This is a genomic window from Rahnella sp. PD4 (genome assembly GCF_049199325.1).
Classification (GTDB): Bacteria; Pseudomonadota; Gammaproteobacteria; order Enterobacterales; family Enterobacteriaceae; genus Rahnella; species Rahnella perminowiae.
On record NZ_JBLZQF010000003.1, the window covers coordinates 282,289 to 305,854 of the forward strand.

The 23,566-nt window shown below is 43.4% G+C and carries 23 protein-coding genes; 21 read left to right on the forward strand and 2 right to left on the reverse strand.

Features of this window, described 5'->3' with window-relative positions; all coding sequences use genetic code 11:
* Positions 1–26: 26 nt before the first annotated feature.
* Positions 27–350: an AzlD domain-containing protein gene (locus ACOZIO_RS10155; protein WP_129991360.1), complete on the reverse strand. Its 324-nt coding sequence runs from the start codon at positions 348–350 to the stop codon at positions 27–29.
* Positions 347–1,015 carry an AzlC family ABC transporter permease gene (locus ACOZIO_RS10160; protein ID WP_129953103.1) on the reverse strand — a complete coding sequence of 223 codons (669 nt, stop codon included), beginning with the start codon at positions 1,013–1,015 and terminating at the stop codon, positions 347–349. Before ACOZIO_RS10160 ends, ACOZIO_RS10155 begins: the two co-directional genes overlap by 4 nt.
* Positions 1,016–1,113: 98 nt before the next feature.
* Between ACOZIO_RS10160 and ACOZIO_RS10165 the strand changes: the two genes are divergently transcribed.
* The 21 genes from ACOZIO_RS10165 (at position 1,114) to ACOZIO_RS10265 (ending at position 23,566) form a co-directional block, all read left to right on the forward strand.
* Positions 1,114–1,662 (forward strand): helix-turn-helix domain-containing protein, encoded by a 549-nt coding sequence (locus tag ACOZIO_RS10165; protein WP_129991361.1) that lies wholly within the window; start codon positions 1,114–1,116, stop codon positions 1,660–1,662.
* A gap of 130 nt (positions 1,663–1,792) precedes the next feature.
* Entirely contained in the window at positions 1,793–1,930 is a 138-nt protein-coding gene (locus ACOZIO_RS10170) for a hypothetical protein (RefSeq protein WP_165385178.1), read from the forward strand.
* Between the two features lie 614 nt (positions 1,931–2,544).
* Positions 2,545–2,994, forward strand: coding sequence for a hypothetical protein (locus ACOZIO_RS10175; protein ID WP_129953100.1), 450 nt, complete (start codon positions 2,545–2,547; stop codon positions 2,992–2,994).
* Positions 2,991–3,260 (forward strand): helix-turn-helix domain-containing protein, encoded by a 270-nt coding sequence (locus ACOZIO_RS10180; protein ID WP_129953099.1) that lies wholly within the window; start codon positions 2,991–2,993, stop codon positions 3,258–3,260. The genes ACOZIO_RS10175 and ACOZIO_RS10180 overlap by 4 nt, the downstream gene beginning before the upstream one ends.
* A 1,045-nt stretch (positions 3,261–4,305) precedes the next feature.
* Positions 4,306–4,902 carry a helix-turn-helix transcriptional regulator gene (locus tag ACOZIO_RS10185; RefSeq protein ID WP_129953098.1) on the forward strand — a complete coding sequence of 199 codons (597 nt, stop codon included), beginning with the start codon at positions 4,306–4,308 and terminating at the stop codon, positions 4,900–4,902.
* 75 nt (positions 4,903–4,977) lie between these two features.
* Positions 4,978–5,664, forward strand: a complete 687-nt coding sequence (locus ACOZIO_RS10190) for an EAL domain-containing protein (protein WP_129953097.1) — start codon at positions 4,978–4,980, stop codon at positions 5,662–5,664.
* Between the two features lie 288 nt (positions 5,665–5,952).
* Entirely contained in the window at positions 5,953–6,168 is a 216-nt protein-coding gene (locus tag ACOZIO_RS10195) for a hypothetical protein (RefSeq protein ID WP_129953096.1), read from the forward strand.
* A gap of 74 nt (positions 6,169–6,242) precedes the next feature.
* A complete protein-coding gene (locus tag ACOZIO_RS10200) occupies positions 6,243–6,899 on the forward strand; it encodes a YjbF family lipoprotein (RefSeq protein ID WP_129991363.1) in 657 nt (218 codons plus the stop codon).
* On the forward strand, positions 6,896–7,639 hold the full coding sequence (locus ACOZIO_RS10205) for a capsule biosynthesis GfcC family protein (RefSeq protein ID WP_129991364.1): 744 nt from the start codon (positions 6,896–6,898) through the stop codon (positions 7,637–7,639). Before ACOZIO_RS10200 ends, ACOZIO_RS10205 begins: the two co-directional genes overlap by 4 nt.
* Positions 7,639–9,729: a YjbH domain-containing protein gene (locus ACOZIO_RS10210; protein WP_129991365.1), complete on the forward strand. Its 2,091-nt coding sequence runs from the start codon at positions 7,639–7,641 to the stop codon at positions 9,727–9,729. The genes ACOZIO_RS10205 and ACOZIO_RS10210 overlap by 1 nt, the downstream gene beginning before the upstream one ends.
* 169 nt (positions 9,730–9,898) lie before the next feature.
* A complete protein-coding gene (gene wbaP / locus ACOZIO_RS10215) occupies positions 9,899–11,329 on the forward strand; it encodes an undecaprenyl-phosphate galactose phosphotransferase WbaP (protein ID WP_129991366.1) in 1,431 nt (476 codons plus the stop codon).
* 97 nt (positions 11,330–11,426) lie between these two features.
* The gene (locus ACOZIO_RS10220; protein ID WP_129991367.1) at positions 11,427–12,560 is read left to right on the forward strand and encodes a polysaccharide export protein; all 1,134 of its coding nucleotides are present in this window, start codon (positions 11,427–11,429) and stop codon (positions 12,558–12,560) included.
* 2 nt (positions 12,561–12,562) lie between these two features.
* Positions 12,563–12,997, forward strand: a complete 435-nt coding sequence (locus tag ACOZIO_RS10225) for a low molecular weight phosphotyrosine protein phosphatase (RefSeq protein WP_129991368.1) — start codon at positions 12,563–12,565, stop codon at positions 12,995–12,997.
* 19 nt (positions 12,998–13,016) lie between these two features.
* Positions 13,017–15,194 carry a polysaccharide biosynthesis tyrosine autokinase gene (locus ACOZIO_RS10230; protein WP_129991369.1) on the forward strand — a complete coding sequence of 726 codons (2,178 nt, stop codon included), beginning with the start codon at positions 13,017–13,019 and terminating at the stop codon, positions 15,192–15,194.
* A 97-nt stretch (positions 15,195–15,291) separates the two neighbouring features.
* Positions 15,292–16,440, forward strand: coding sequence for a glycosyltransferase family 4 protein (locus tag ACOZIO_RS10235; RefSeq protein ID WP_129991370.1), 1,149 nt, complete (start codon positions 15,292–15,294; stop codon positions 16,438–16,440).
* Entirely contained in the window at positions 16,433–17,662 is a 1,230-nt protein-coding gene (locus ACOZIO_RS10240) for a hypothetical protein (RefSeq protein ID WP_165385181.1), read from the forward strand. The genes ACOZIO_RS10235 and ACOZIO_RS10240 overlap by 8 nt, the downstream gene beginning before the upstream one ends.
* Positions 17,663–17,682: 20 nt before the next feature.
* Complete coding sequence (locus ACOZIO_RS10245) at positions 17,683–18,672, forward strand: glycosyltransferase family 4 protein (protein ID WP_240783467.1); 990 nt, start codon at positions 17,683–17,685, stop codon at positions 18,670–18,672.
* A gap of 37 nt (positions 18,673–18,709) precedes the next feature.
* Positions 18,710–19,747, forward strand: a complete 1,038-nt coding sequence (locus ACOZIO_RS10250; RefSeq protein ID WP_129991373.1) for a cellulase family glycosylhydrolase — start codon at positions 18,710–18,712, stop codon at positions 19,745–19,747.
* Between the two features lie 77 nt (positions 19,748–19,824).
* Entirely contained in the window at positions 19,825–21,063 is a 1,239-nt protein-coding gene (locus ACOZIO_RS10255; RefSeq protein WP_129991374.1) for a glycosyltransferase, read from the forward strand.
* Between the two features lie 4 nt (positions 21,064–21,067).
* Complete coding sequence (locus ACOZIO_RS10260) at positions 21,068–22,084, forward strand: polysaccharide pyruvyl transferase family protein (protein ID WP_129991375.1); 1,017 nt, start codon at positions 21,068–21,070, stop codon at positions 22,082–22,084.
* 18 nt (positions 22,085–22,102) lie between these two features.
* Positions 22,103–23,566 carry a lipopolysaccharide biosynthesis protein gene (locus ACOZIO_RS10265; protein ID WP_129953082.1) on the forward strand — a complete coding sequence of 488 codons (1,464 nt, stop codon included), beginning with the start codon at positions 22,103–22,105 and terminating at the stop codon, positions 23,564–23,566.

The window sequence follows — 23,566 nt, forward strand, 5'->3', positions numbered from 1 at the left end:
TTCTGCGGAAGCCATTTTTGTTTCTGCTACGCCATACCGAGCCCGCGCATCAGCGCCGTGACGGCGGCTGCCGCGACAATAATCACCATCAGCGGCGCTTTTCTCCAGGCTAAAAACAGCGCCACACCGACGCCAATAATCCGCGCGTATCCGGCAAAATGCTGGCCTTCAAACAGGGCTGACGTGGCCGCGACCGCCAGCAGTAAGGTGGTCGCCGCATCCGATAACATTGTCTGCGTGGCGGGGGACAAATTAAGGCGCGAACCCAGCCGGTAACCGGCCACGCGCATCAGAAATGTTCCGGCGGCGAGCACCGCAATTCCCGCCACCATCAGGCTGTGTGAGGTCATTTTCGGTTCCTCCACGCCAGCAATCCGAGCAATGAAAACAGCACCGGCATACCGGCCGGAACAAAAGGCACCGCAGCTACCGCAATGATGGCACCGCCAGTGGCAGGAGTACGCGTTCTCCGGCTGCGCAGCGACGGGAAAATCAACCCCAGTAAAATGGCCGGGAATACGGCATCAAGGCCGATGGCTTTGATATCCGGAATAAACTGCCCAATATAAGCCCCGGCTATCACGCTGACCGGCCAGAACAAGGCGATGCCTGCGCCGCATAACCAGTAAGCCGTTTTACGCTTTTCAGGGGTAGATTGTGAGATGCCAAATACCACACTTTCATCGTTCATGATGTGACAACCCAGCCAGCTCATGGCTTTGCTGCCCACCAGATCTTTCACCGCAATCCCGAACGGTAAATGGCGTGCATTGACCAGTAATCCGGCCGCCGCTGCCGCAAACGGGCTGCCACCCCCGCCGACAATGGCGATAAACAGAAACTCTGATGCCCCCGCCAGCACCAGCAGTGAAAGCATCAGCGGTACCCACAGCGGGAAACCGCCTGCGACCGCCAGCGACCCATAAGAAATCCCCACCAGGCCATCGGCCAGGCACACCAGAAAGATGGCTTTAATCACATCATTTCCCAGCGGTGAAAAGAAACGCGTACGCATAATTCAATCCCATAACGAACAAGTCTCTATTATAATGAACGCATCTGCATCGTTCTTCAAGTCGAACGATCGTTCGTTATACTGATCAGGGTAAGTTTATGCCACAACCTATTAGCGTTATTTCGAAGGGACTGGTTCGCGAGCGCCAGCGGGCCGGGCTGTCACTGGCGGAAGTTGCCCGCCGTGCGGGTATCGCCAAATCGACACTTTCCCAGCTTGAAGCGGGCAACGGTAATCCGAGCCTGGAAACGTTGTGGGCGCTGTGTGTGGCGCTGAATATTCCTTTTGCGCGCCTGATGGAGCCGGAAGTGAATAAAATGCAGGTGATCCGTCGGGGTGAAGGTCCGGCGGTGGTGGCCGAACTGGCGGATTATAAAGCAGTATTACTCGCGACCTGTCCGCCCGCTGCGCGCCGGGATATTTATCTGCTGACCACCCAGCCGGGAGCCGACCGTATTTCCAGCCCGCATCCGCAGGGTTCGGTGGAACACATTATTATCACCCAGGGGCGCGCCCTGGTCGGGCTGGTGGATTCACCGGTAGAACTGAATGCCGGAGATTACATTTCCTATCCTGCCGACGTTGAACATATCTTTCGCGCGCTGGAGCCTGACACCATGGCGGTGCTGGTATCAGAGCAGAGTTGAGGTTTTGTGTTCATGATGGCGTTGTGATCCCGGAAAGGTTATGCGACAGACAGGCGCAATGAAGAGTCTGGTTGCTGAGTGATGAATGTCCTGCAATTTACAGGGAAATTATTTATCGCGAAGGGATTACATGGCTGACATAGCTGATATTGCAACGCGCATTGCCGGGGTTATTCTTTCCCCTGATGCTGTATATGGCCTTATAAAAGATGGCCACAAATTCATAAAAATTATGGTTCGCATGAGAAATAAACTCAATGCAGCATAATAATTGTGTTATCCGCTTTATCCGGTCATTGCGCTGCATTGCTACTAAGATCATCCCCTTCATTATTTTTCACATTTTCGAAGCACTTATTGGCCCGCTGAGCGTTATTGGCTCAATACTCTGCATTATGTTTTTTGAGCCCTGGCCGATGAAGTATGTCTGCATGGGTGTATGGCCGGTGTTCCTCTATTTACTGTCTAAAGCAACAGATAAGCTTACCGGCAGAGATAAGCAGAATAATTAACGCGCTTCTTCGTCACATTGTTTTTTAGCAGCGGTCCGGGTAAAGAAGGTGCGTTAATAATTTTTGCGAGACGTCCTGGAAAACCAGCCGGTGTTTCTTGTCGTGGTTTCGTCACCGTTGTATCTTCTCCCCGCACCTGAAAATCAGGTGCCGGGATTGACCTCCTGCCTGACTTTACTGGTGACACATGACGCGTTAGCGTTTATTGTGTCGCGCGTTTTGCTACACCTTTCAATGGTGGGCTGAGCGAGGGCATCGAAAGATGCGCCGGTGTCCAGTAAGGCCGGTAAGGTCAACCTTGTTCAGCTCACCACCAATGAGATTGACCTCTCGGGTAGTGAGTAAAATTTACTTACCGGAGGCTGCCACGATGGCTACGACCCCAACCCAAGTTCATTCTTTAAAAGCCTTTCCTTTTAATGCCGCCACTGATTTCACTGTGCTGGCTGCGCATTGCGAACAATATGCTGAAGCGCTGTTAGAAAGCGACAATCCGCGGCAACGTCGCAATATTTCTGATGCTCTGGCCACGGCATTGAACAGACTGCAATCCGGCTTGCTCAATCCTGTTCCACCTCATCTGATTAACAGCCTGACGGTAGATGCCCTTCCTGCCTCCGCACCCCGTTTTGAGCCTGATTCTGAACAGCTGGCCGAATACTGTCTCACCCTGACGCAGATATTGATAAACCGTGAGGTCACCGATCAGTCCGAAAAATCCCTGACCGGGCTTCTTTATGATCTGGTCAGTTACTTCGCTGCGGATTTACAGGCACCCCGGTACCTGAGAACGGCGCAGGGTCCGGAGGAACTGGCATGAAAAATCAAGACTGGCACCAGGCCGACATTATTGCTTCGCTTAGAAAACGAAAGACAACGCTTGCCGCCGTTTCGCGTGCCGCCGGACTTGCCTCATCAACGCTGACGAATGCCCTGACGCGTCCGTGGCCGAAAGGGGAAAAGCTGATCGCAGAGGCAATGGGTATTCCGCCAGAAAAAATCTGGCCGAGCCGGTATTTTGATGCAGCCGGTCGTCCGGTAGAAAGGAAAATTCGACAAGTAAAAGGAGAAATGCCGGATGGTTAATCCCGATATCAAAAACGTCATTGGCTTCTTCGGCACGCTATTATCCGTCAGTCGCATTTGCCGTCGGTGCGGGAAATGTGACCCGAAAAATTTTAGCGGTATGGTTGGAAAGGTGTAAACAAGCCGTCCTTTTATCGATCCTTTGTATGCCCAAAAACATCAACCAGCCGGAAGGCTGGTTTTTTATTGGTCATTCGCATCCTTTAATTGCCTGTAAATTCATCATGTTGAAAAGCTTGATTTTTTAATATTTATCCGAGTTATCTGATAGTCACTGGCATTCAAATGTTATGCACCTCAGGCTCCTGCCCGATATTTAGGCCAAAAAAACCATTTATATAAGAATACTCCAAATTTATTTTTACCGTAAAAACATAAAAAAAGTGATTATTTGCCTGAAAATAAAGAGGTAATATGATTAATCCTATGTATTAGGAATTATCTTGGATAAATTGCAGTTTGCCGGGCTGATTAATCGCTATGCACAACTGTGTATAAAAGAGCAATAGGTTAGTTCTTCTGAGTGGTTTTTCAGATAATGACTCAAAAATGAAATATAGATGTTTGGTTTTCGTAAAAAGGTAAATCTGAAATCACACTTAAAAAAGTGAAAAATCCTGTTTTAAATCAAAAATGCAGATAGTTAGGTGAAATAACGGAGTTGTTTAATCGAGAGAGATTCTGTCTGAGAATGTTCTTAGATCTGCGAAGTCATTAACACCAAAAGCGTCGTATACGTCACATTTTGGTTTCTGATTAGGAATAAGCATAAGAATCCGCCTAGAAAACAGGCATGCATTTAACGATAAGAAAGTGTAAATCGATCGGTCAAACCTATTGTTAGGTCTTATTATGAGCGAGAAAAACGATTTGAAGAGTTTCGGCTGCGTATTACTCTACGTACAGATACTGAAAAGTTTTAAATATGTTTTAGAGCGGATCTAAACATTCTTTTTTCTTATCTCTTTCTGAGAGTGCTTTATTCTTCCCCGGATTGACGAGGCAGAATTTGAGCGTTTTTAAAACCACATAATTAGGCGGCCCAATGCCTCGGGTAATAATCTGGAGTGAGTGCCAATTTACCAAGTTGGCGTTAAAAGAAATAATCTCCAAGAAGCTGCCTTACGTTGACCATGTCATCTCTTTTGACCAGAGCAATGGGATGAACTTGTTGGCGAGAGATTACTTAATCATCGATCCGTCAGGCGGTGGCTTCCACAGGTGTTATGAGTTTTTAAGAGAAAATCTGAATATATTGGACCCGGAGAGAATTCTGGTTGTGTCTTCAGCCGTGGATATGTTAATGCTCGAACTTTTACTGAAAAAGGAGTTTAAATTCCTCAAGAAGAAGAGTGAATTGTCAGACGTGGAGACATCGGTCGAGCAATTCATCCGGCTTCAGGGCAGTGCGATTAACAAGCAAGAATTCAATTATAATATTACCAAGATGGAAGAAAAAGTTTTGGTGATGATGATGTCTGGTCTGTCTGTCACCAGCATTTCAAATATTCTAAAGCTCAGTGTTAAAACGATAAGTGTGCATAAATGCAACTCACTAAGAAAAATAGGTGTTGATGCCAGCAGCAGTTCAGCTTTGTTCTTTTTGCACAAACATGCAGTGGGAAACAGAATTGTCCGATAAGAAGAAAACATTTTAAGCCAGCCTTGCACAGTGCAGGTAAGCGCGCCAGACGTTGCTATTTTTCAGGGGTAAGAAATGCGATCACTCAAAAGAAGCCATCCCGGCTTCATGTATGAACCCATCGTGTCCGTCTCGGGAGTGATGCTTGGTTTTGAGCTGGTTAAGAAAAGGAATGCAAGGGAAAGCAACGAAAATTCAGTGCATTACGATTTGCCTCTCTCTGCAGAAGAGAAGGTGAAGAGCTTCTTTGAGCAGGTCACAACAGCCTGTGTCAATGAAAGTATCTTTATCGCCAACGGCTTTTTATTGTCGATCAATATTGACTATGAGATTGCGGTGCATATTGCCAACAATCAGGCGATACAAAAGGTTTTACAGCAGCACAAATATATAAGACTTGAGGTGAGTGAGGATTTTCACGAATTCAGTGCCGGACAGGAACGCCCTGTACTTCAGTCTTTAGCGGCATGCTGTCCTCTATGGCTGGATAATTTTGGCGCCGGTGACACCAGCCTTACGCTTGTGATGAGCGAAAAGTTTGAATATATAAAAATCAGTAAGGTCTTTTTTTGGCAACACCAGGGAACTCAGTCTCTAAGAAAAGTGATCCGCCATCTCCGCCCGTATTGCGGGGGCGTTATTATCAATGGTGTCGAGAATTCGCAGCATATTGAGTACTTAAGCGGCAGTGATATTCTTGCTATGCAAGGTACATTATGGTTGCCATATAGTCAGGATGAATTAGTACAGTCATTTTTTTGAAAAGATTAACTGTTTATAATAACCCCATAATAAGCACGAATAGCTAATTTATGCGGTTATTTTAAAGTTGCGGGGACTTATCGCCTGAAATATTTTGGCGAGGGTAACTTGTGCAAATTACTACCGGAATTATCGTTTGGCAAATTGGTGGCCGTAAACCAGGGGCGGTAGCATAGCTAAAATATATACCGGTGTTAAATTGTACAATAATTATTTTCTATTGATATACTCAAAGAGCCCATTGCTTATTGGGTGAACAATTCGTCTGTCAATTGAAGAGGAGTAATTATGAGAAAAGCCATGCTTTCTGCTATTGCCCTGATGCTGCTGCCGCTATATTCGCAGACAACATCTGCTGCTGAACTCAGCAAAGGGGAAACAGTGGCGGCAGTGGTCGGTACCGGTGGCGCAATATTAGCCGCAGGCCTGATTGCTGTAGGTAACGATGATAGTAACGGTAACAGCAACACCAATACCTCAACTACCACCACAACCTCACGCTAATAAGTCACTTAATTATAACCACACATCCGTGTGGTTATTTTCCCACATGATAATAAAGATATAGGGAATCACTTGTGCGCTATTCCTTATTGCTCCTCTGCCTCTTATTACAAGCATGTACCCCTTCGCAAAACAGTCTGGTTGATACTTTTAAGGTTACCGTGAAGGGGCCGCAGGATGTCGTGGTGCCACCCGAAAGAATTGCCGCTATTCCTTACGGCAGCATTTATTTAAAACTGCCTACGTCAGCGCAAATCTTTGTGGTTGGTTATCTCCAGGATGGCTTTGAAAAATGGAGTACCGGCGATCAGGTTGTCTTTATTACCAGGAATGGTCGCCTGGTACGGTCAACCGGTTATTCGCAAGGCGATCTGCTGGAAGTCACCAATCTGCCCCAGGACCCGTTGCTGCATGCAGCGAGTTTGCATGAGGGGGCGAACTGGACACGCCTGATGCGCTGGACGGAGAACCGGCAACCCTTGTCATCGGTTGTCACATCCCGTTTCAGCCGTCAGGACGACGAAACCCTGACCCTTCCCGGAAGAGTCGTCGCCTGCCAGGTGTGGCGCGAGGATGTCACGCTTCAGGCCACGGGTGACCGCTGGCAAAACACGTTCTGGGTGGATCCGCAGAGCGGATTAGTGCTCAAGAGCAATCAGAGGCTGGGAGCAGATATGCCGGTGAGTATGACATTGCTCAAACCAGCCAATGCGGGGATCCCACCAGCATGAAAATAAAAACACTGTTATTCCTTTTCAGCGCCTTGCCGGGGATGGCATTTTCCGCAGGCAACGTGACCGTATATACCCGCGCTTCTCAGGGGCAGCCGGTGCAGACACTCAGCCATATTAAAGATATGCGTCAGATGATGGCGGAGTCGGATCTGATCCGTCATTCCTGGGCACCCGGTACGGTGATTGCTGTGCCTGCCGCAACGTCTGAGGCGCAGCAACAGTATCTGAACATGCAAAACCAGCTGAAAGCCTGGAGTATCACCGAGAGTGGCGATACGCAGCAGACCATTAACCGCGTTATTCAGCAATTGCAGGGGCTGCGGGTTACCGGCCGTCAGTTTACGCCGATGGATGCGGATCTGATCCTGAACAACAATGACGCGAACCGGCAGTTGCAGGGAGATTATCGCGTTTATACCGCAACGCGTCCCGACAGCATCTGGCTGCTTGGGGCGGTGAGCGGGGCGGGGAAACAGCCGTGGGTTGCGGGACGCACGGTGCGTGAATATCTCGGGGAGCATCAGTTTCTTGCCGGTGCCAATCTGAATGAAGCCGTGGTGATTGATCCCAACGGAACCGTCCGGGTTGCACCGGTCGCTTACTGGAACTATCGCCACGTTGAAGCCCAGCCGGGCAGTATCATTTGGGTCGGTTTTTCTGACTGGACGCTGCCGCGTCAGTATAAAAACCTTAATCAGAACATCGTCTCTGTTTTGGCGCACCGGATCCCTGACTGATGAAACCAAAATATCTTCTCAGCCTGCTCGCTTTGTCCGTGGTGTGTGCTAATACAGCCCGGGCGCAAACTTATAATGAACCTCTTGGTCCTTCGCAATCGGATTTTGGCGGCGCGGGGCTTTTACAAACACCAACGGCGCGGATCCCCAAAGAAGGGGAGTTCAGCGCCAACTACCGTGATAATGACGCGTACCGCTTTTACTCGCTCTCGATGGCGCTGTTTCCCTGGCTGGAAACCACGTTGCGTTATACCGACGTGCGTAACCGGCTTTACAGCAATGATCCGAATTTCAGCGGCGATCAGACTTACAAAGACAAGTCTTTCGATGTGAAATTAAGGCTGTGGGAAGAGGGCTACTACCTGCCACAGGTTGCGTTCGGCAAGCGCGATATCGGCGGCACCGGTTTGTTCGACAGCGAATATCTGGCTGCCAGTAAAGCGGCCGGCCCGTTAGATTTCACGCTGGGGATTGGCTGGGGGTATATCGGTAACAGCGGTAATATCACTAACCCTTTCTGCAAAGCCAGCGATAAATATTGTACCCGTGCTCAAAGCCATTCCACCGGCGATATCTCCCTCAATGATATGTTCCGCGGACCAGCGGGAATATTCGGTGGCGTGGAGTATCAGACTCCCTGGCAGCCGTTGCGCCTGAAAGTGGAATACGATGGCAATAATTACCGCGATGATTTCGCCGGAGCATTAAAACAGAGCAGTAAGATTAATGTCGGTGCCGTTTATCGCCTGGCCAGCTGGATGGATGTCAATGCCAGCTACGAGCGCGGCAATACCTTTATGTTCGGCTTTACCCTGCGCAGTAACATGAACGAGTGGGTACCGCATCAGATTGACGATCCGGTGCCTGACTATCAGCCGCAGCAGCAAAGCGCGGGAATGGTCAATTACAGCGTCGCCACCGGTCAGCTGGCGCAGCTCAAAAGTAACGCCGGGTTTAGCGAACCGCGTATCGACATTCGTGACGATACCCTGAACGTCACGGGGCAGCAGGATAAATATCGCAATACGTCAAAAGGCGTAGACCGTGCCAATCTCATCATGCTGAATAATCTGCCAGCCAATGTCGATACACTGGATGTAACCCAAAACCGCTTTGGTATGCCGATGGTCACCACCCGTACCCGCGTGGCGAGTCTGCGTCAGCAGCAAGAGGGTTATCCGCTGGGCCAGGAGCAATCCCTGAATCAGCAACGGATTGAACCTGTCACTGACGTCGGTCAGGGATTCTTTATCGGCAAAGACCGGTTTAATTACAGCCTGTCGCCGGTATTAAGACAATCCGTCGGCGGCCCTGAAAACTTTTACATGTATCAGGTCGGGGTACTGGCCGATGCCAACTACTGGCTGACAGATCATCTGCTGGTTGATGGTGGTGTGTTCGGCAACATCGCCAATAACTATGATCAGTTCCGCTATGATGGCGTCAGTAATGACTCTTCTCTGCCACGCGTGCGAACGCGTATCCGTGAATACGTCAGCAACGATGTCTATGTGAATAACCTGCAAGCCAACTACTTCCGGTATCTGGGCAACGGCTTCTACGGACAACTTTATGGCGGCTATCTGGAGATGATGTACGGCGGCGTCGGGGGCGAAGTGCTCTACCGGCCGCTCGACTCCGACTGGGCGCTGGGCATTGATGCCAACTACGTTAAACAGCGTGACTGGGACGACATGATGCGTTTCACCGATTACAAAACTGCCACCGGCAACCTGACAGCATACTGGCGGCCAGCGTTTATGGATGATGTGCTGGTGAAAATGAGCGTCGGGCAATATCTGGCTAAAGACAAAGGCGGCACGTTGGATCTCTCCAAACGCTTTGACAGTGGTGTCACCGTGGGCGCCTATGCGACGCTGACGAATGTCTCGAAACAGGAATACGGGGAAGGCTCCTTTACTAAGGGGTTCTACATCTCTGTTCCGCTGGACTTGCTGACGGTCAAACCAACACGCAGTACGCCAACGGTTAGCTGGACACCGCTGACGCGTGATGGTGGCCAGATGCTGGGCAGGCAGTACGGCTTATACGGTATTACTTCAGACAGAGATATTCCGCAGTTGCCTTAAAGAAAGGTTGTGCCTGACTGGAATAGTCAGGCATCTACAAATGACTTATTTATTTTTTTTCTGATATTACTGCATGTCAGGAGACAGTTAATGAAGTCCATTATTATAAGCCTATTAACCTGATGTACTCAGGTAATAATTTTTTTTCGTTACTTGTTGTGAGGGAAATATGACATTTCTCACCAGAAATTTTTACTCAAGCCTGTTCCTTGCTCTTTCGGATTTTTTCAGTTTTGTTCTGTCGATTTATGTCGCTAAAATATTGTTGAGATTCATGCTCAAAGAGTTTGATGACTATATTCCCGCTGAACATGTCACCGCCCTTGTTTTATTACACTGGACGCTGGCATTTTGCTGTGTTGGCTGGTTCTCCATACGCTTGCGGCATTATTACTATCGCAAAACCTTCTGGTTTGAGCTGAAAGAAATCTTACGTACATTGGTGATTTTTGCCGTCATTGAAATTGCCGTGATGGCTTTCGCCGAGTGGAATTTCTCACGTTATATGTGGATCCTCACCTGGTTGCTGGTGCTGATACTTGTCCCTTGTGCCCGCATGCTGACTAAACACATATTAACGGTTCTGGGGATCTGGCGACGGGATGCGATTATTATCGGCACCGGTAAAAATGCTCATGAGGCCTTCAAAGCGATTCAAAGCGAGAAGAACCTCGGGTTAAATGTCACCGGATTTATATCCAGTGAACCAACAGATAAACCGGGCGACAGTATTAATGGTATCCCGATCATATTCTGCGATGACCTGTGGTTATTAACCCCTTGCGACAAAAAAACGCAGTTTATTGTCGCCGTGGAATCGCATCAGGGTGATATCCGCAATTACTGGCTACGGATGTTTATGATCCACGGCTACCGGTATGTCTCTGTGATCCCGACCCTGCGCGGTATGCCGCTCGACAGCACGGATATGTCGTTTATTTTCAGCCATGAGGTGATGATATTACGTGTTCATCAGAACCTGGCCAAATGGTCATCACGTTTCCTGAAGCGCGCCTTCGATATTGCGGCTTCACTGGGCATTATTGCCATACTCTCTCCGCTGTTGCTGTATATCAGCTACAAAGTCAGGAAAGATGGCGGCCCGGCGATTTATGGTCATGAACGCATTGGTAAAGGCGGACGTCCTTTTAAATGCCTTAAATTCCGCTCAATGGTCATTAATTCCAAAGAAGTGCTTGAAGAATTGCTGGCAAATAACCCGGAAGCGCGTGCCGAGTGGGATGAGACTTTTAAACTGAAAAACGATCCACGTATTACGCGCATCGGACATTTATTGCGTAAAACCAGTATGGATGAGTTGCCGCAGTTATTTAATGTACTAAAAGGAGAAATGAGCCTTGTCGGGCCGAGACCTATTATTAACGCTGAACTGGAGCGATACAGTGATGAGGTAGATTATTACTTACTGAGTAAGCCGGGAATGACCGGATTATGGCAGGTGAGTGGTCGCAGTGATGTGGATTACGAGACCCGCGTCTATCTGGACGCCTGGTATGTAAAAAACTGGTCGATGTGGAATGACATTGCCATTTTATTTAAAACAGTAAGTGTTGTGCTTAGAAAAGACGGTGCTTATTAACAGTTATTTAAATAATGCATCACCCTCATGTATTGGCTGCTAATCATTAGCGTCATGGCCAACATCAATTTCTGTTGAACCACATGATATGGATTTTATGAAAAAAAATACCTTTAAGATTTCTGCATTATTCGGGGCTTTGTTACTGAGCGGATGTACGGTTATTCCAGGGCAATCGTTAAGTACCATGGACAAAGACGTTGTTCAACCTACTGATAGCAATTATGACATTGATAAATTAGTTAACGTTTACCCGATGACACCCGGCCTGATTGATCAGCTGCGCCCTGACACGGTTCAGGCGCGGCCAAATCCTGAGCTGGATATGCAACTGCAAAACTACCAATACCGTATCGGTGTCGGTGATGTCCTGATGGTTACCGTGTGGGATCACCCGGAACTGACCACCCCTGCGGGCCAATACCGCAGTGCCAGCGATACGGGTAACTGGGTCAATGCTGATGGGACAATTTTCTATCCTTACATCGGAAAACTGAAGGTCTCCGGAAAAACTGTAGCGGAAGTACGTCAGGACATCAGCAGCCGTCTGGCGACGTATATTGAAAGTCCGCAGGTTGATGTGAGTATTGCGGCCTTCCGTTCTCAGAAAATTTATACCACTGGCGAAGTCGTCAAGTCCGGACAACAGCCCATTACCAATATTCCGCTTACCGTGATTGATGCTATTAACGCCGCTGGGGGCTTAGCGCCAGATGCGGACTGGCGTAACGTCGTGCTCAACCATAACGGCCAGGATACTCAGATTTCACTTCAGGCCCTGATGCAGAAAGGGGACCTCACACAAAACCGCTTGCTTTATCCCGGCGATATTCTGTTCGTGCCACGAAATGACGACCTGAAAGTATTTGTGATGGGCGAAGTCACCAAGCAGAGCACGCTGAAAATGGATCGTAGCGGGATGACGCTCGCCGAGGCATTAGGCAATTCAGAAGGGATTAGCCAAAGTATGTCTGATGCTTCCGGGATATTTGTTATCCGGCCACTGAAGGGAAACCAGAAAGGTAAGATAGCTAATATCTATCAGCTGAATGCCAAAGATGCCTCTTCTATGGTGATGAGTACGGAATTCCAGCTTCAGCCTTACGATATCGTTTATGTCACCACCGCACCGATAGTTCGCTGGAATCGTATCATTTCGCAGATTGTCCCGACCATTTCGGGAGTGCATGACATGATTGAAAGCACTCGTTACATCAAGCAGTGGAACTAACTATGTTCTCTTCAGTTCTTGTTGTGTGCACCGGCAATATATGTCGTTCGCCAATGGCCGAACGGATCATGAAGCAATATCTTCCCGAAAAGAAGATCCGTTCTGCTGGTCTTATGGCAATGGTCAATCATCCGGCTGATGATACTGCTGTGATTGTCTCTGGGCTTCACGGGGTATCGTTAGAAGGACATAGAGGCGTGCAGTTTCGGTCTTCAATGGCAGGAGAGTTTGATCTTATTTTAGTCATGGAAAACAGCCATCTGGAACAGATAAGCAAAATCGCACCCCAGGCCAGAGGAAAAATTATGCTTCTGGGGCACTGGTTAGATCACCGTGAAATTCCGGATCCTTACCGTAAAAGCCAGGAAGCTTTTGAATCCGTATTTCAGCTTATCGATCAGGCCTGTCAACGTTGGGCACAGAAGCTCACCGGCTAATCTCTCAGGAAATTATCGCATGTCATCAGCTATTTCAAAAAAAACTGCAACACCAGACTCCGACGAAATCGATTTGGGGCGTCTTTATGGCGAATTTCTCGATCACCGTAAATTGATTATCATTCTGACGGTCGTTTTTACTCTGCTGGCCATAACGTATGCCTTATTTGCTACGCCTGTTTACCAGGCAACAGCAATGATACAAATCGAGCAGAAACAGGGGAACGCGATCCTCGACAGTATTAGCCAGATGTTGCCAGATTCACAGCCTGTCTCTGAGCCTGAGATTGCGTTATTACAGTCTAGGATGATTCTTGGCAAGACTGTTGACGATCTTAACTTGCAAGCTGTTATTACTCAGAATTATTTTCCGGTATTTGGGCGTGGTTGGGCCAGGATGACCGGTGATATTCCGGGTAAGCTTAGCATCAGCCGTCTATATATTCCTAAAACCAGCAATGATGTTCCGAGTATCACTCTCACTGTCATTGATAAAAATCGATTTCATGTTGAAGGTGATAATTTCAATCTTGACGGAGAAGTGGGTAAGCTCATCACCCAGGATGGCATTGCTCTGAACGTCAGGAGTATGGACGCTGAACCAGGAACACAATTCACGGTCGACTATATAACGCGCTTAGATGCTATCAACAGTTTGCTGAATTCGCTTACTGTCGCCGACCAGGGCAAAGATACTGGGATCCTAAATCTGTCATTAAATAGTGATGACAGGGCGCTGGCAACGTCAGTCCTTAATGATATTAGTGAAAACTATTTGGATCAGAATATTGCCCGTCAGGCTGCACAAGATGCGAAGAGTCTGGAGTTTCTGAATCAGCAATTGCCGCAGGTACGTAGCGATCTGAATGATGCTGAGGATAAACTTAATCTGTATCGCCGCCAGAAGGATTCTGTTGATTTATCCCTTGAAGCGAAATCAGTTCTTGAGCAGATCGTTAATGTAGATAGCCAGCTTAATGAACTGACGTTCCGCGAAGCGGAGATATCTCAACTTTATACTAAAGATCATCCGACGTATAAAGCCCTGTTGGAAAAGCGACAGACCCTATTACATGAGCGGGATAGCCTTAATAAACGTGTTACAGCTATGCCAGCCACTCAACAAGAAGTAGAACGTTTAAGTCGTGATGTTGATTCTGGTCGGGCTATCTATATGCAGTTGCTTAATCGTCAGCAAGAATTAAGCATCGCAAAATCAAGTGCAATCGGTAATGTGCGTATTATCGACAATGCAATAACACAGCCTAAGCCAGTAAAACCAAGGAAAGTATTGGTTGTACTCATAGGGATTATTGTAGGTTTATTTATATCATCAGCACTCGTTTTGCTGAAAATTTTCCTGCGTCGTGGAATTGAGTCCCCTGAGCAGTTGGAAGAAATTGGTGTCAGTGTATATGCGAGTGTGCCACTTTCCGAATGGCTGACTAAGAAAAATAAATCAGGGCGTTCAAAAGGAGCAGGAGATAAAAATAGGAAATATGAAAATAAATTCTTAGCTATTGAAAATCCTGCTGATTTAGCTATTGAAGCAATTCGTAGCCTACGAACAAGTCTTCATTTCGCTATGATGGAAGCCAAGAATAATATTCTGATGATCTCGGGCTCAACACAGAATGCAGGTAAAACATTTATTGCGAGTAATTTGGCTGCAGTCATTGCTCAGGCCGGAAAAAAAGTATTATTTATAGATGCAGACATGCGTAAAGGTTATGCACATAAATTATTTAAATTCACTGGGGAACAAGGGTTGTCTGATATTCTTTCTGGGAAGATAAATGTTAACAACATTGAAAAATCTGTTCCATCAATTGGTATTGATTTTATTGCAAGAGGCAAGGTTCCCCCTAATCCATCAGAATTACTGATGCATAAACGCTTTAATGCTTTGCTAGAATGGGCTTCTGATAATTATGATTTAGTGATTGTCGATACCCCTCCTATCTTAGCTGTTACGGATGCAGCCATTATTGGTCGTAGTGTTGGAACATCATTACTTGTTGCCCGCTATGGAACAAATACAGTTAAAGAAGTAGAGATTAGTATCAGGCGATTTGAACAAGTCGGTGTGCAAATAAAAGGATGTATCTTGAATAGTGTGCTCAAAAAAGCCAGTAGTTACTATGGCTATGGATACAGCCAATATGATTATTCTTACGCCGAGAGCAAAGATAAATAGTTTTTTTATTCCAGCCTGGGATAGAAATATCCCAGGTGTAAATTAATAATAAGGTTTTTTATTTCGATTATTTTTTTTTGGATGAATGGGAAAGAAAATGAAAATAATGATTTTTAACACATTGTATTTTCCCTACAGAATTGGTGGTGCTGAAGTTTCAGTTCAACTGCTCGCCGAAGAACTCGCATTGCAAGGACATAGAGTCAGGGTGGTAAGTCTTACCGAAGGGAATGAAAGGGATGTCATGATGCTTAATGGCGTAGAGCTTATTAAATTGCCATTGGCTAATGTCTATTGGCCTTTTTCGAATCAAAATAAAAATTCTTTAAAAAAAGCTATATGGCATCTCTTTGATTATTTAAATGTTAAAATGTATTTTAAAGCACTCAAAGAAATCAAAGAGTTTTCACCTGATGTTGTTCATACTAATAATATATCTGGGTTTTCAGTCCTTTTGTGGAAAGCAGTAAAAAAATGCAAAGTCAGACTCATACACACTTCCAGAGACTATTATCTTTTTCATCCTAATAGCACATTATTTAGTAATGGCCATAACATGAGGTTGAACGATAAAAGTATTCTATTCTGGTCTGCAATAAAAAGAATGTATAGCCGAAATGTTGATGAGTATGTTGGCATTAGTCAATTCATACAAAAATTGCATCATGAAAAATTATTTTTCAAAAATGCAAATAACCATGTCATATATAATGCTGTATGCAAAATTGAATCAAATAAATCTAGTGAAATTAAAAAAATTGGATTTATCGGTCGATTATCAACGGAAAAAGGATTTGATGTTTTCTGCAATGTAGCCGAAAAATATAAAAACAAATATACATTCATTGCTGCCGGTAACTTCGTCAATAATGATGAGCAGCACTCATTAAAGAATTTGGCAAGTAAATCTGATGTGTCTGTAAAAGGCTTCATGAAACTCGATGACTTTTTGAATCAAGTAGATGCCGTCGTTCTTCCTATAAAATGGAATGAACCTTTCGGGCGTACTGTTGTTGAATGTGTCCTGGCGGATAAGTTAGTCCTTACAAATCCAGTTGGGGCAATGACAGAATTATCTATGATCCTTCCTAACATCATAATTACTGACAATATTGAACGTGATTTCTACGATAAAATAGATAAAACTGAGATAAAACCTGTTGGCTCTGTACTTATTGAACAGTTTAAACCCAAGGAAATAGCCGACCAATATCTCCGTGTTTATAATGGTAAAGTGAGTGTATAAAATGACAATGAGGGGGTTAGAGCAAAAACTTATTGGATTATCCTTGTTGCTTTTTTTGTTTTTCGAATGCTTCGCAGGACCACTTCGGATGGTCTTTCATATGGTCGGTGTGGAGTTTTTGTTTTCCATCCCAAAACTCTTTATTTTAATAACGCAAGCCTTCTCAGTAATATTAGTCTTGTATTATAGGAAAATAACAGTAAATGGGATAATTGCTTCGGTAACGATATTCTATGTAATATTAATAAGCATGATATCTTCACAGATGGCAGCGATGTTTATCGGTGTGTGGGCTATTCTACCTCTGTTCTTAGGTTATCATGGGGCAAGAATAATCATGTCAAATATTAAGGAGAAAAAAGCAAATCGCATCATAACAATAATATTTTTGATGTCATGCCTAGGGGTTGTTCTGAATATTTTTTTCAACTACCCATGGTATAATGTCTCATATGAAATTGCAGGGATGGACGTTTCCTCATCCCAAATAGGAAGTAGCGGTGGTTATACCCGATATGCTGGCTTCTTTAAGAGTTCGTTACAGGCGTCCGCTAATGTCTTAATTCTTCTTTTATATGTTATATCAACAAGCAAAAGCAAAACTTTAATTATGATTTCTTTTGTTTTAAGTGCGTTGGTAGCTTTGATAACTATTTCTAAGACAATATTTTTACTTCATATCATTATCCTTCTGTACATCTTTGTTAAGATTATCCCTGTCAAAGCTATATGGCGAATAACATTAATATGCGCTTTCGGATTTACAGTCTTTACGATAGGAAGTACCAATTATCACTTTAATGTTAGCAAGGATCCAATGGAGGTTATGTTATTAGCTTCTCTAAATGATCGGCTAACTAATACATGGCCAGAAGGCGTTAAAACTATTATTAACAATGGAAGCCTTTTCTTTGGTGGCGGAATGGGGACTATTGGTGTGGGGTCTAAATTAGGCACTGGTGTCTATAACCCTGGCGATAGCATGTATCTTTATATTATTGGTTCAGGTGGTTACCTGTTAGGGTTTATATTTCTTTTTTGGGCTTTTTATCAATCGGCTGTATTTAATAATGAAAGTGTCTGTAGGTACTTATCATTATTATTGATCGTGATATGTTTGTTTGGTTTGTCAATGACAGCTCCGGAGTATCCATTTATGGCACTTTCTTTTGGTTTTTTGATAAACTCAAGAATATATAAATATGTTAAAATTGCTGATTAAAATAAATGGAGATAGGGATAGTGAAAATAATTTATGATGCCCGTTGGATTGGTGAGCATGGGATTGGACGATTTGCTAGTGAGGTAGCAGATCGGAATAAAGAGTTTGTAAAAATAAAAAATGGTTTGAAACCAACAAGTCCTCTTGATGTATTTTTTATTACTTTCTATTTAGCCTTTAAAAAAGGTTTATATTTTTCACCGGGATATAATTGCCCATTTTTCTTTTTGAATAGAAGTATCATTACTATTCATGATTTGAATCATATAGATGTTAATCATAATAGTAGTTTTCTTAAGAAAATATATTATGAATTTGTTATGAAAAGAGCTTGTCAGAAGTCATTTAAAATATTGACGGTGTCAAATTTCTCTAAAAAGAGAATTTGCGAGTGGGCTGGAATTAGTGGTTCTCAAGTCGTGGTTGTTGGAAATGGCGTGTCGGAGGAGTTTTTAAATAAAGAAAACGATATAGATAGTGTTGATGGTGAATATATTTTAGTCGTAAGTAATAGAAAAAAGCATAAAAATGAATCAAGAATATTATCAGCCTTCCATATGGCTAATATTCCCTCGTCGGTTAAGTTAATCTTCACAGGAAGTCCAGATGAGAACCTTGAGAAAGAAATTAACAGTAAAAATTTGCAAGATAGAGTGATTTTTAAAGGGCGGGTAGGGAATAACGAACTTGCATCTTTATATAAGAGCTCACTCTTTTTGCTCTTTCCATCACTCTATGAAGGTTTTGGCCTTCCTGTCATTGAAGCGATGTCCAGCGGTACAGCTGTGATAACTTCAACTACAACCTCTTTACCAGAAGTAGCAGGTGATGCAGCAATTCTTGTTGATCCTGAAAATACAGAAGCTATTACACAGGCAATAAACAGGCTTTATTCTGATCCAGATCTGAAAAAAGAACTAATAAAAAAAGGTTTAATCCAAGCGAAAAAATATTCTTGGGTGAAAACTTCTGATCTGATAAAGGATTGTTTGAATAGTTTTAAAAGTTAATACACACCTGCCATATTATATTTTATAAGGTAATAAAATGAATAAATTCATGTTTTATATAAAAACTTGCTGTATGTTTTTTTTCATTTATTCGTCGTATGGGATGTGTACAATTGTTGGCGTAGGTACTCATTTTCAAGGTTATCGTGGAGAAAGTGATATCTATTTAGAAAAAATAAGAAGCATGGGTTTTACATCATTTCGTGAAGACTATCCGTGGTCAAGTGTAGAAAGAAGTAAAGGCGTTTTTGCAGTAAGTGATAATATAAAAAAAACAGATTCTGCATTTTTAAATGCCCAGAAGAATGGTCTGGATCCTATATTGATTCTTGATTATGGAAATAAGTTTTATAATAACGGTGACTATCCAAGAGACCAAGAATCTATTAATAATTTTGTTAAGTATGCTAGCTGGGTTGCTTCAAGATTTAAAGGTAAGGTCAAATATTACGAAATTTGGAATGAATGGACAATAGGTACTGGAATGACTCGGTTTCGTACTAATATACCATCGGCTGAGGTCTACTTTAATCTTGTTAAGGCAACAAGTAAGGCAATAAAAAATATTGATCCAAATGCAGTAATCTTGGCCGGTGGATTCAACCCTTTGGAACACAGAGCTAAGGTCTTGAATATTACAGACGTCGTTTGGTTCGAACAACTTTTAAAAATGGGAATTCTACAATATGCCGACGGTATTTCTATTCACACCTATTCATATCTGAATGGTCGCCGTTCTTTAAGAACAACAAAAGGGAATTTAGATTTTCTTGACGATTTTTACTCTAACAGCAAAAAAATAGCTGGGAAAGATTTCCCTGTATACATTACTGAAATTGGAGTGACAAACTATACAGGGCCTGGTGGTATGAGCCAGCAAGAGTCTGCTGATTATATAAAAAGTTATATTGAAGATGCAAAATCCCGTTCATATATAAAAGGCGTTTGGATCTATGATCTCATTGATGATGGCAAGGACAAGAGTAAGAGGGATTTTAATTTCGGTCTTTTGAATAACGATCTTACACCGAAGTTAGTCGCTCCTATGATTTCTGACTTACTTAATAAAAAATAATCTCATTTAACTGTGATGACTAATGATCGATATGAATTTAGTTTTGATGATTATTTAATGGCGAGTAAAGAGGTAATATGAGGATTTTGTTTTTTGTATATAAATTTCCAGTTCTTTCCGAGACGTTTATCCTCAATCAAATTGCATATTTTATTAATGAAGGTTGTGAAGTAAGCGTAGTTTCTGTTTTTCCCGGTGAACTTAACGCAGAGCATAAAGTTATCAAAGATTTCGATTTGATAAAAAGGACGCGATACTTACTGGAACCGGAACCAAGAGGTAAGGTTTCAAGAGTTTTAGCACGACTTAATGGATTGATTCCTTGCCTTTTATCTCCACATGCTCTTAAAAGCATAAATGCCTTTAAATATGGGTATTACGCTAAAACCCTTATGCTCCCGCATATATTGTCAAAAAATAAAATCCCGATAGAGGTTGATGTTATTGTTTCACACTTCGGCACGACCGCAGTATTAGCAAATCAGCTAAGGAAATTAAATTTTTTGAAAGGTAAGTTAGCTGCGGTTTTTCATGGTAACGATATTTCACAAACTCGCACTCTCGATATTTTTAGAGATGATTATAAAAAACTATATGATGACGCTGAATTTATTCTGCCTGTAAGTCAGTTATGGGCTGACAAAATTAAAAATGTTTCCGGACATGATGATAATATTCATGTTATCAGGATGGGGATCAGTGTTAACAAATTTTCTTTTCAACCGAGAACTGTTTTAGGTAATCCAATTCGTTTACTCTCTATAGCCAGACTTACAGAAAAAAAAGGCATATCAGTCGCTATCAATGCCTGCTTGTTATTAAAACAGCAAAACGTTGACTTTGATTACACCGTTATCGGGGACGGCCCGCTGCGTAAAGAACTTGAGTCTCAGGCCGCTACTCTTGGGCTGGGTGACAAAATTGCCTTCTTAGGTGCGCAGACGCAAGAAACTGTCTCTGAATATTTAAATAACTCGGATGTTTTTTTACTTCCTTCCGTTACAGCGGCAGATGGCGATATGGAAGGGATCCCGGTTGCATTGATGGAAGCAATGGCTATAGGTATACCCGTGATATCGACGTTTCACAGCGGGATACCTGAACTCATTGAGAATCGGGTGTCTGGTTTTCTGGTCAATGAAAATGATGCCACCAGCATTGCGGCTGTCGTCCGTGAAATAATCGATAATCCCGACGTGTTGCCGGATATTTGTCGTAATGCAAAAGAAAAAATTGATAACGAATTCGATCAGGATAAATCGTATTCCAGGATGTTAAATATTCTACTTGGCCAGCCTTTACATATTAACCGGTGATAAATTGAAAATTTACTATTATAAATCAGCGCATGGAAATTTTGGGGATGATCTTAACGCATGGATTTGGGATGCATTACTTCCCGGCTTTTTTGATGACAATGAGGACGTAAGGGTATCGGGTATTGGCACCATTATTACCTCCGCTATGCCACCCGCTAAAAAGTGGTATGTCTTCTCGAGCGGGGTAGGTTATGGCTATCCGCCTGCCAGCTTTGGTGACAGCTCCTGGGAAACGTTGTGTGTCAGAGGGCCACTCAGTGCTGAGATTTTGGGATTGCCGAAAGATAAGTTTATTACTGATGGCGCCGCGCTGTTAAACACGCTCGCTGAGTTTAAACCCCTCTCCGAAGCTGAGCGTAAGGGGGTGATTTTTGTTCCTCATCACCATGCACTCATCACGGGACAATGGGAAAAGGTTTGTCAGCAGGCCGGGGTTGAGTTTGTGAATCCACAGTCGGATGCGAAGACAGTTATCCAAAAAATCCGAAATGCCAAACTGGTGCTGGCGGATGCTATGCATGCTGCGATTATTGCGGATGCAATGCGTGTACCTTGGGTACCATTAATTACTTCTTCACAGATCAATACATTCAAATGGTTAGACTGGACTCAGACAATAAACCTTCCTTACAGGCCGACTGTTTTGGGAAGCAGTTCTCTACGTGAGTATTTACGTGATAAATCTTTATATATTTATGGTGAAAAATATTTTTTACCTGGCTCAGATGTAGAGTTTGCTGTTAAATATTTCAAGGGGCAGCGTGAGTTAAAAAATAAAAAATGGTGGGGTGGTTATCAAGAATTAACTCAGTTGGTGACGCATAGAGTCCCTAATAAAGGTATTAAAACTATTGAAGGGTTGTTTAACCTGGATTTAAATGAAAGGTTTATTAATAATGCGTCCAATGTTCTTACTCATGCAAAATCTCAACCGGGTTTTTTAAGTAATGATATTAGATTTAACTCAAATTTAGAACGCTTATTAAATGGTATGGATAGGCTTTCAAAATGCAAGTGAAACTCTAAGGATGCTAAATTGAATGCTCAAGCGCGAAATCAGAAGCCATCGATAATTTCTGGTGCTATCTGGTCTGTTCTGGATAATACAGCCTCACAAGTGATAACATTTGTAATATTCATTATTTTAGCAAAATTGCTGACCCCCAGTATATACGGCATGCTAAGTGTTTCTTTGCTTGTTACGCAGTTTTTTCGAAATGTTATATTCGATAGTATTGCGACTTCTATTGTGAGGATGAAGTCACCGACATCAGTAGATTATAATTCTGCCTTTTTTTTGTGTTTCTCTTTATCTGTGCCTGCCTTTTTGATCGTCTTTTTTTCCGCCCCGTTCATAGAGGCGTATATGAAAGTACCAGAACTGGCCAATGTAATTCGAGGAACAGGGATTATTATTGTTGTCAGCGGGTTGAGTCGAACTCACGAGGCCTGGCTGACGCATAATATGATGTTTAGACCCTTAGCGATAAGGTCAATATGCTCTATCACTATTGGTGGCGTTGTTGGGGTAGTACTGGCATATAAAGGGTTTGCCGTTACCAGTTTGGTCGTGCAGCAAGTTGTCACCTCCCTGATTTCCCTTGTCACACTATGGCTTACTACTCCATGGAAACCAAAACTGAAAATTTCAAGAGACTCAATCAGAGAGTCTTTAGGGTTTTCTAAGCATGTGGCGCTGAGTAATATTACTAACTTTGCTAATCAGAATAGTGATGTTTTCTTCATCACATATTTTCTCGGTACAGCCGGGGCAGGTATTTATTCGGCTGGTAAGCGTATAGTGAATACCTTAAATACTGTTCTCTCTTCCGCATTAATGAGAGTTTCATTACCGGCATTCACTCGATATAAAAATGATTTAAATGAGTTCGGCAATAAGTATTTGCAAGCAACCTATTTTACGGTTCTGGTGACGGCGCCCGCTTTTGTTGGTCTTAGTGCCCTATCGCATGATATTACTTTCCTGCTCTTGGGGCACAAATGGATGCCTTCTGTTCCAATCATGCAAATTGTCAGTGCAGTAGGATTTGTAACATCGATCGGTTATTACAATCATTCAGTGATGTTTGCACGTGATAAGCCCGAATGGCAAGCCAGACTCACGTTAGTCTATGCGATAAGTAATGTAATAGCGTTTTACATCTTTGTTAGGTTTGGTTTGATTGCAACGGCACTAGTATTTTCCATCCGTACGATACTTCTCTATCCTATTTCTGCCTGGTGTGCATTGACACTTTTGAACTTAACATTTAAGCAATATATTAAAGAAATATTCGTTCCTATCATATGTTCGGGAGTTATGTGCTTACTTCTTATTGGAATGCAGGAGTTTACATACTTAAATGAATCTTGGGTTGGGATTGTTGTAAAGGTTTTTTCGGGCGCATTTTTTTACTTTATTTTAATTTTTACTTTTTCGTCTAAGAGTAAAAAAATGATGATACTTTCACTCGCGAGAAAGATAATAAAAAGGAATTAA

Bases quoted from the DNA above. Each gene is read 5' to 3' on its own strand.
- ACOZIO_RS10155 (WP_129991360.1), bottom strand. From the start codon at position 350: ATGACCTCACACAGCCTGATGGTGGCGGGAATTGCGGTGCTCGCCGCC.
- ACOZIO_RS10160 (WP_129953103.1), bottom strand. From the start codon at position 1,015: ATGCGTACGCGTTTCTTTTCACCGCTGGGAAATGATGTGATTAAAGCC.
- ACOZIO_RS10165 (WP_129991361.1), top strand. From the start codon at position 1,114: ATGCCACAACCTATTAGCGTTATTTCGAAGGGACTGGTTCGCGAGCGC.
- ACOZIO_RS10170 (WP_165385178.1), top strand. From the start codon at position 1,793: ATGGCTGACATAGCTGATATTGCAACGCGCATTGCCGGGGTTATTCTT.
- ACOZIO_RS10175 (WP_129953100.1), top strand. From the start codon at position 2,545: ATGGCTACGACCCCAACCCAAGTTCATTCTTTAAAAGCCTTTCCTTTT.
- ACOZIO_RS10180 (WP_129953099.1), top strand. From the start codon at position 2,991: ATGAAAAATCAAGACTGGCACCAGGCCGACATTATTGCTTCGCTTAGA.
- ACOZIO_RS10185 (WP_129953098.1), top strand. From the start codon at position 4,306: ATGCCTCGGGTAATAATCTGGAGTGAGTGCCAATTTACCAAGTTGGCG.
- ACOZIO_RS10190 (WP_129953097.1), top strand. From the start codon at position 4,978: ATGCGATCACTCAAAAGAAGCCATCCCGGCTTCATGTATGAACCCATC.
- ACOZIO_RS10195 (WP_129953096.1), top strand. From the start codon at position 5,953: ATGAGAAAAGCCATGCTTTCTGCTATTGCCCTGATGCTGCTGCCGCTA.
- ACOZIO_RS10205 (WP_129991364.1), top strand. From the start codon at position 6,896: ATGAAAATAAAAACACTGTTATTCCTTTTCAGCGCCTTGCCGGGGATG.
- ACOZIO_RS10210 (WP_129991365.1), top strand. From the start codon at position 7,639: ATGAAACCAAAATATCTTCTCAGCCTGCTCGCTTTGTCCGTGGTGTGT.
- wbaP (WP_129991366.1), top strand. From the start codon at position 9,899: ATGACATTTCTCACCAGAAATTTTTACTCAAGCCTGTTCCTTGCTCTT.
- ACOZIO_RS10220 (WP_129991367.1), top strand. From the start codon at position 11,427: ATGAAAAAAAATACCTTTAAGATTTCTGCATTATTCGGGGCTTTGTTA.
- ACOZIO_RS10225 (WP_129991368.1), top strand. From the start codon at position 12,563: ATGTTCTCTTCAGTTCTTGTTGTGTGCACCGGCAATATATGTCGTTCG.
- ACOZIO_RS10230 (WP_129991369.1), top strand. From the start codon at position 13,017: ATGTCATCAGCTATTTCAAAAAAAACTGCAACACCAGACTCCGACGAA.
- ACOZIO_RS10235 (WP_129991370.1), top strand. From the start codon at position 15,292: ATGAAAATAATGATTTTTAACACATTGTATTTTCCCTACAGAATTGGT.
- ACOZIO_RS10250 (WP_129991373.1), top strand. From the start codon at position 18,710: ATGAATAAATTCATGTTTTATATAAAAACTTGCTGTATGTTTTTTTTC.
- ACOZIO_RS10255 (WP_129991374.1), top strand. From the start codon at position 19,825: ATGAGGATTTTGTTTTTTGTATATAAATTTCCAGTTCTTTCCGAGACG.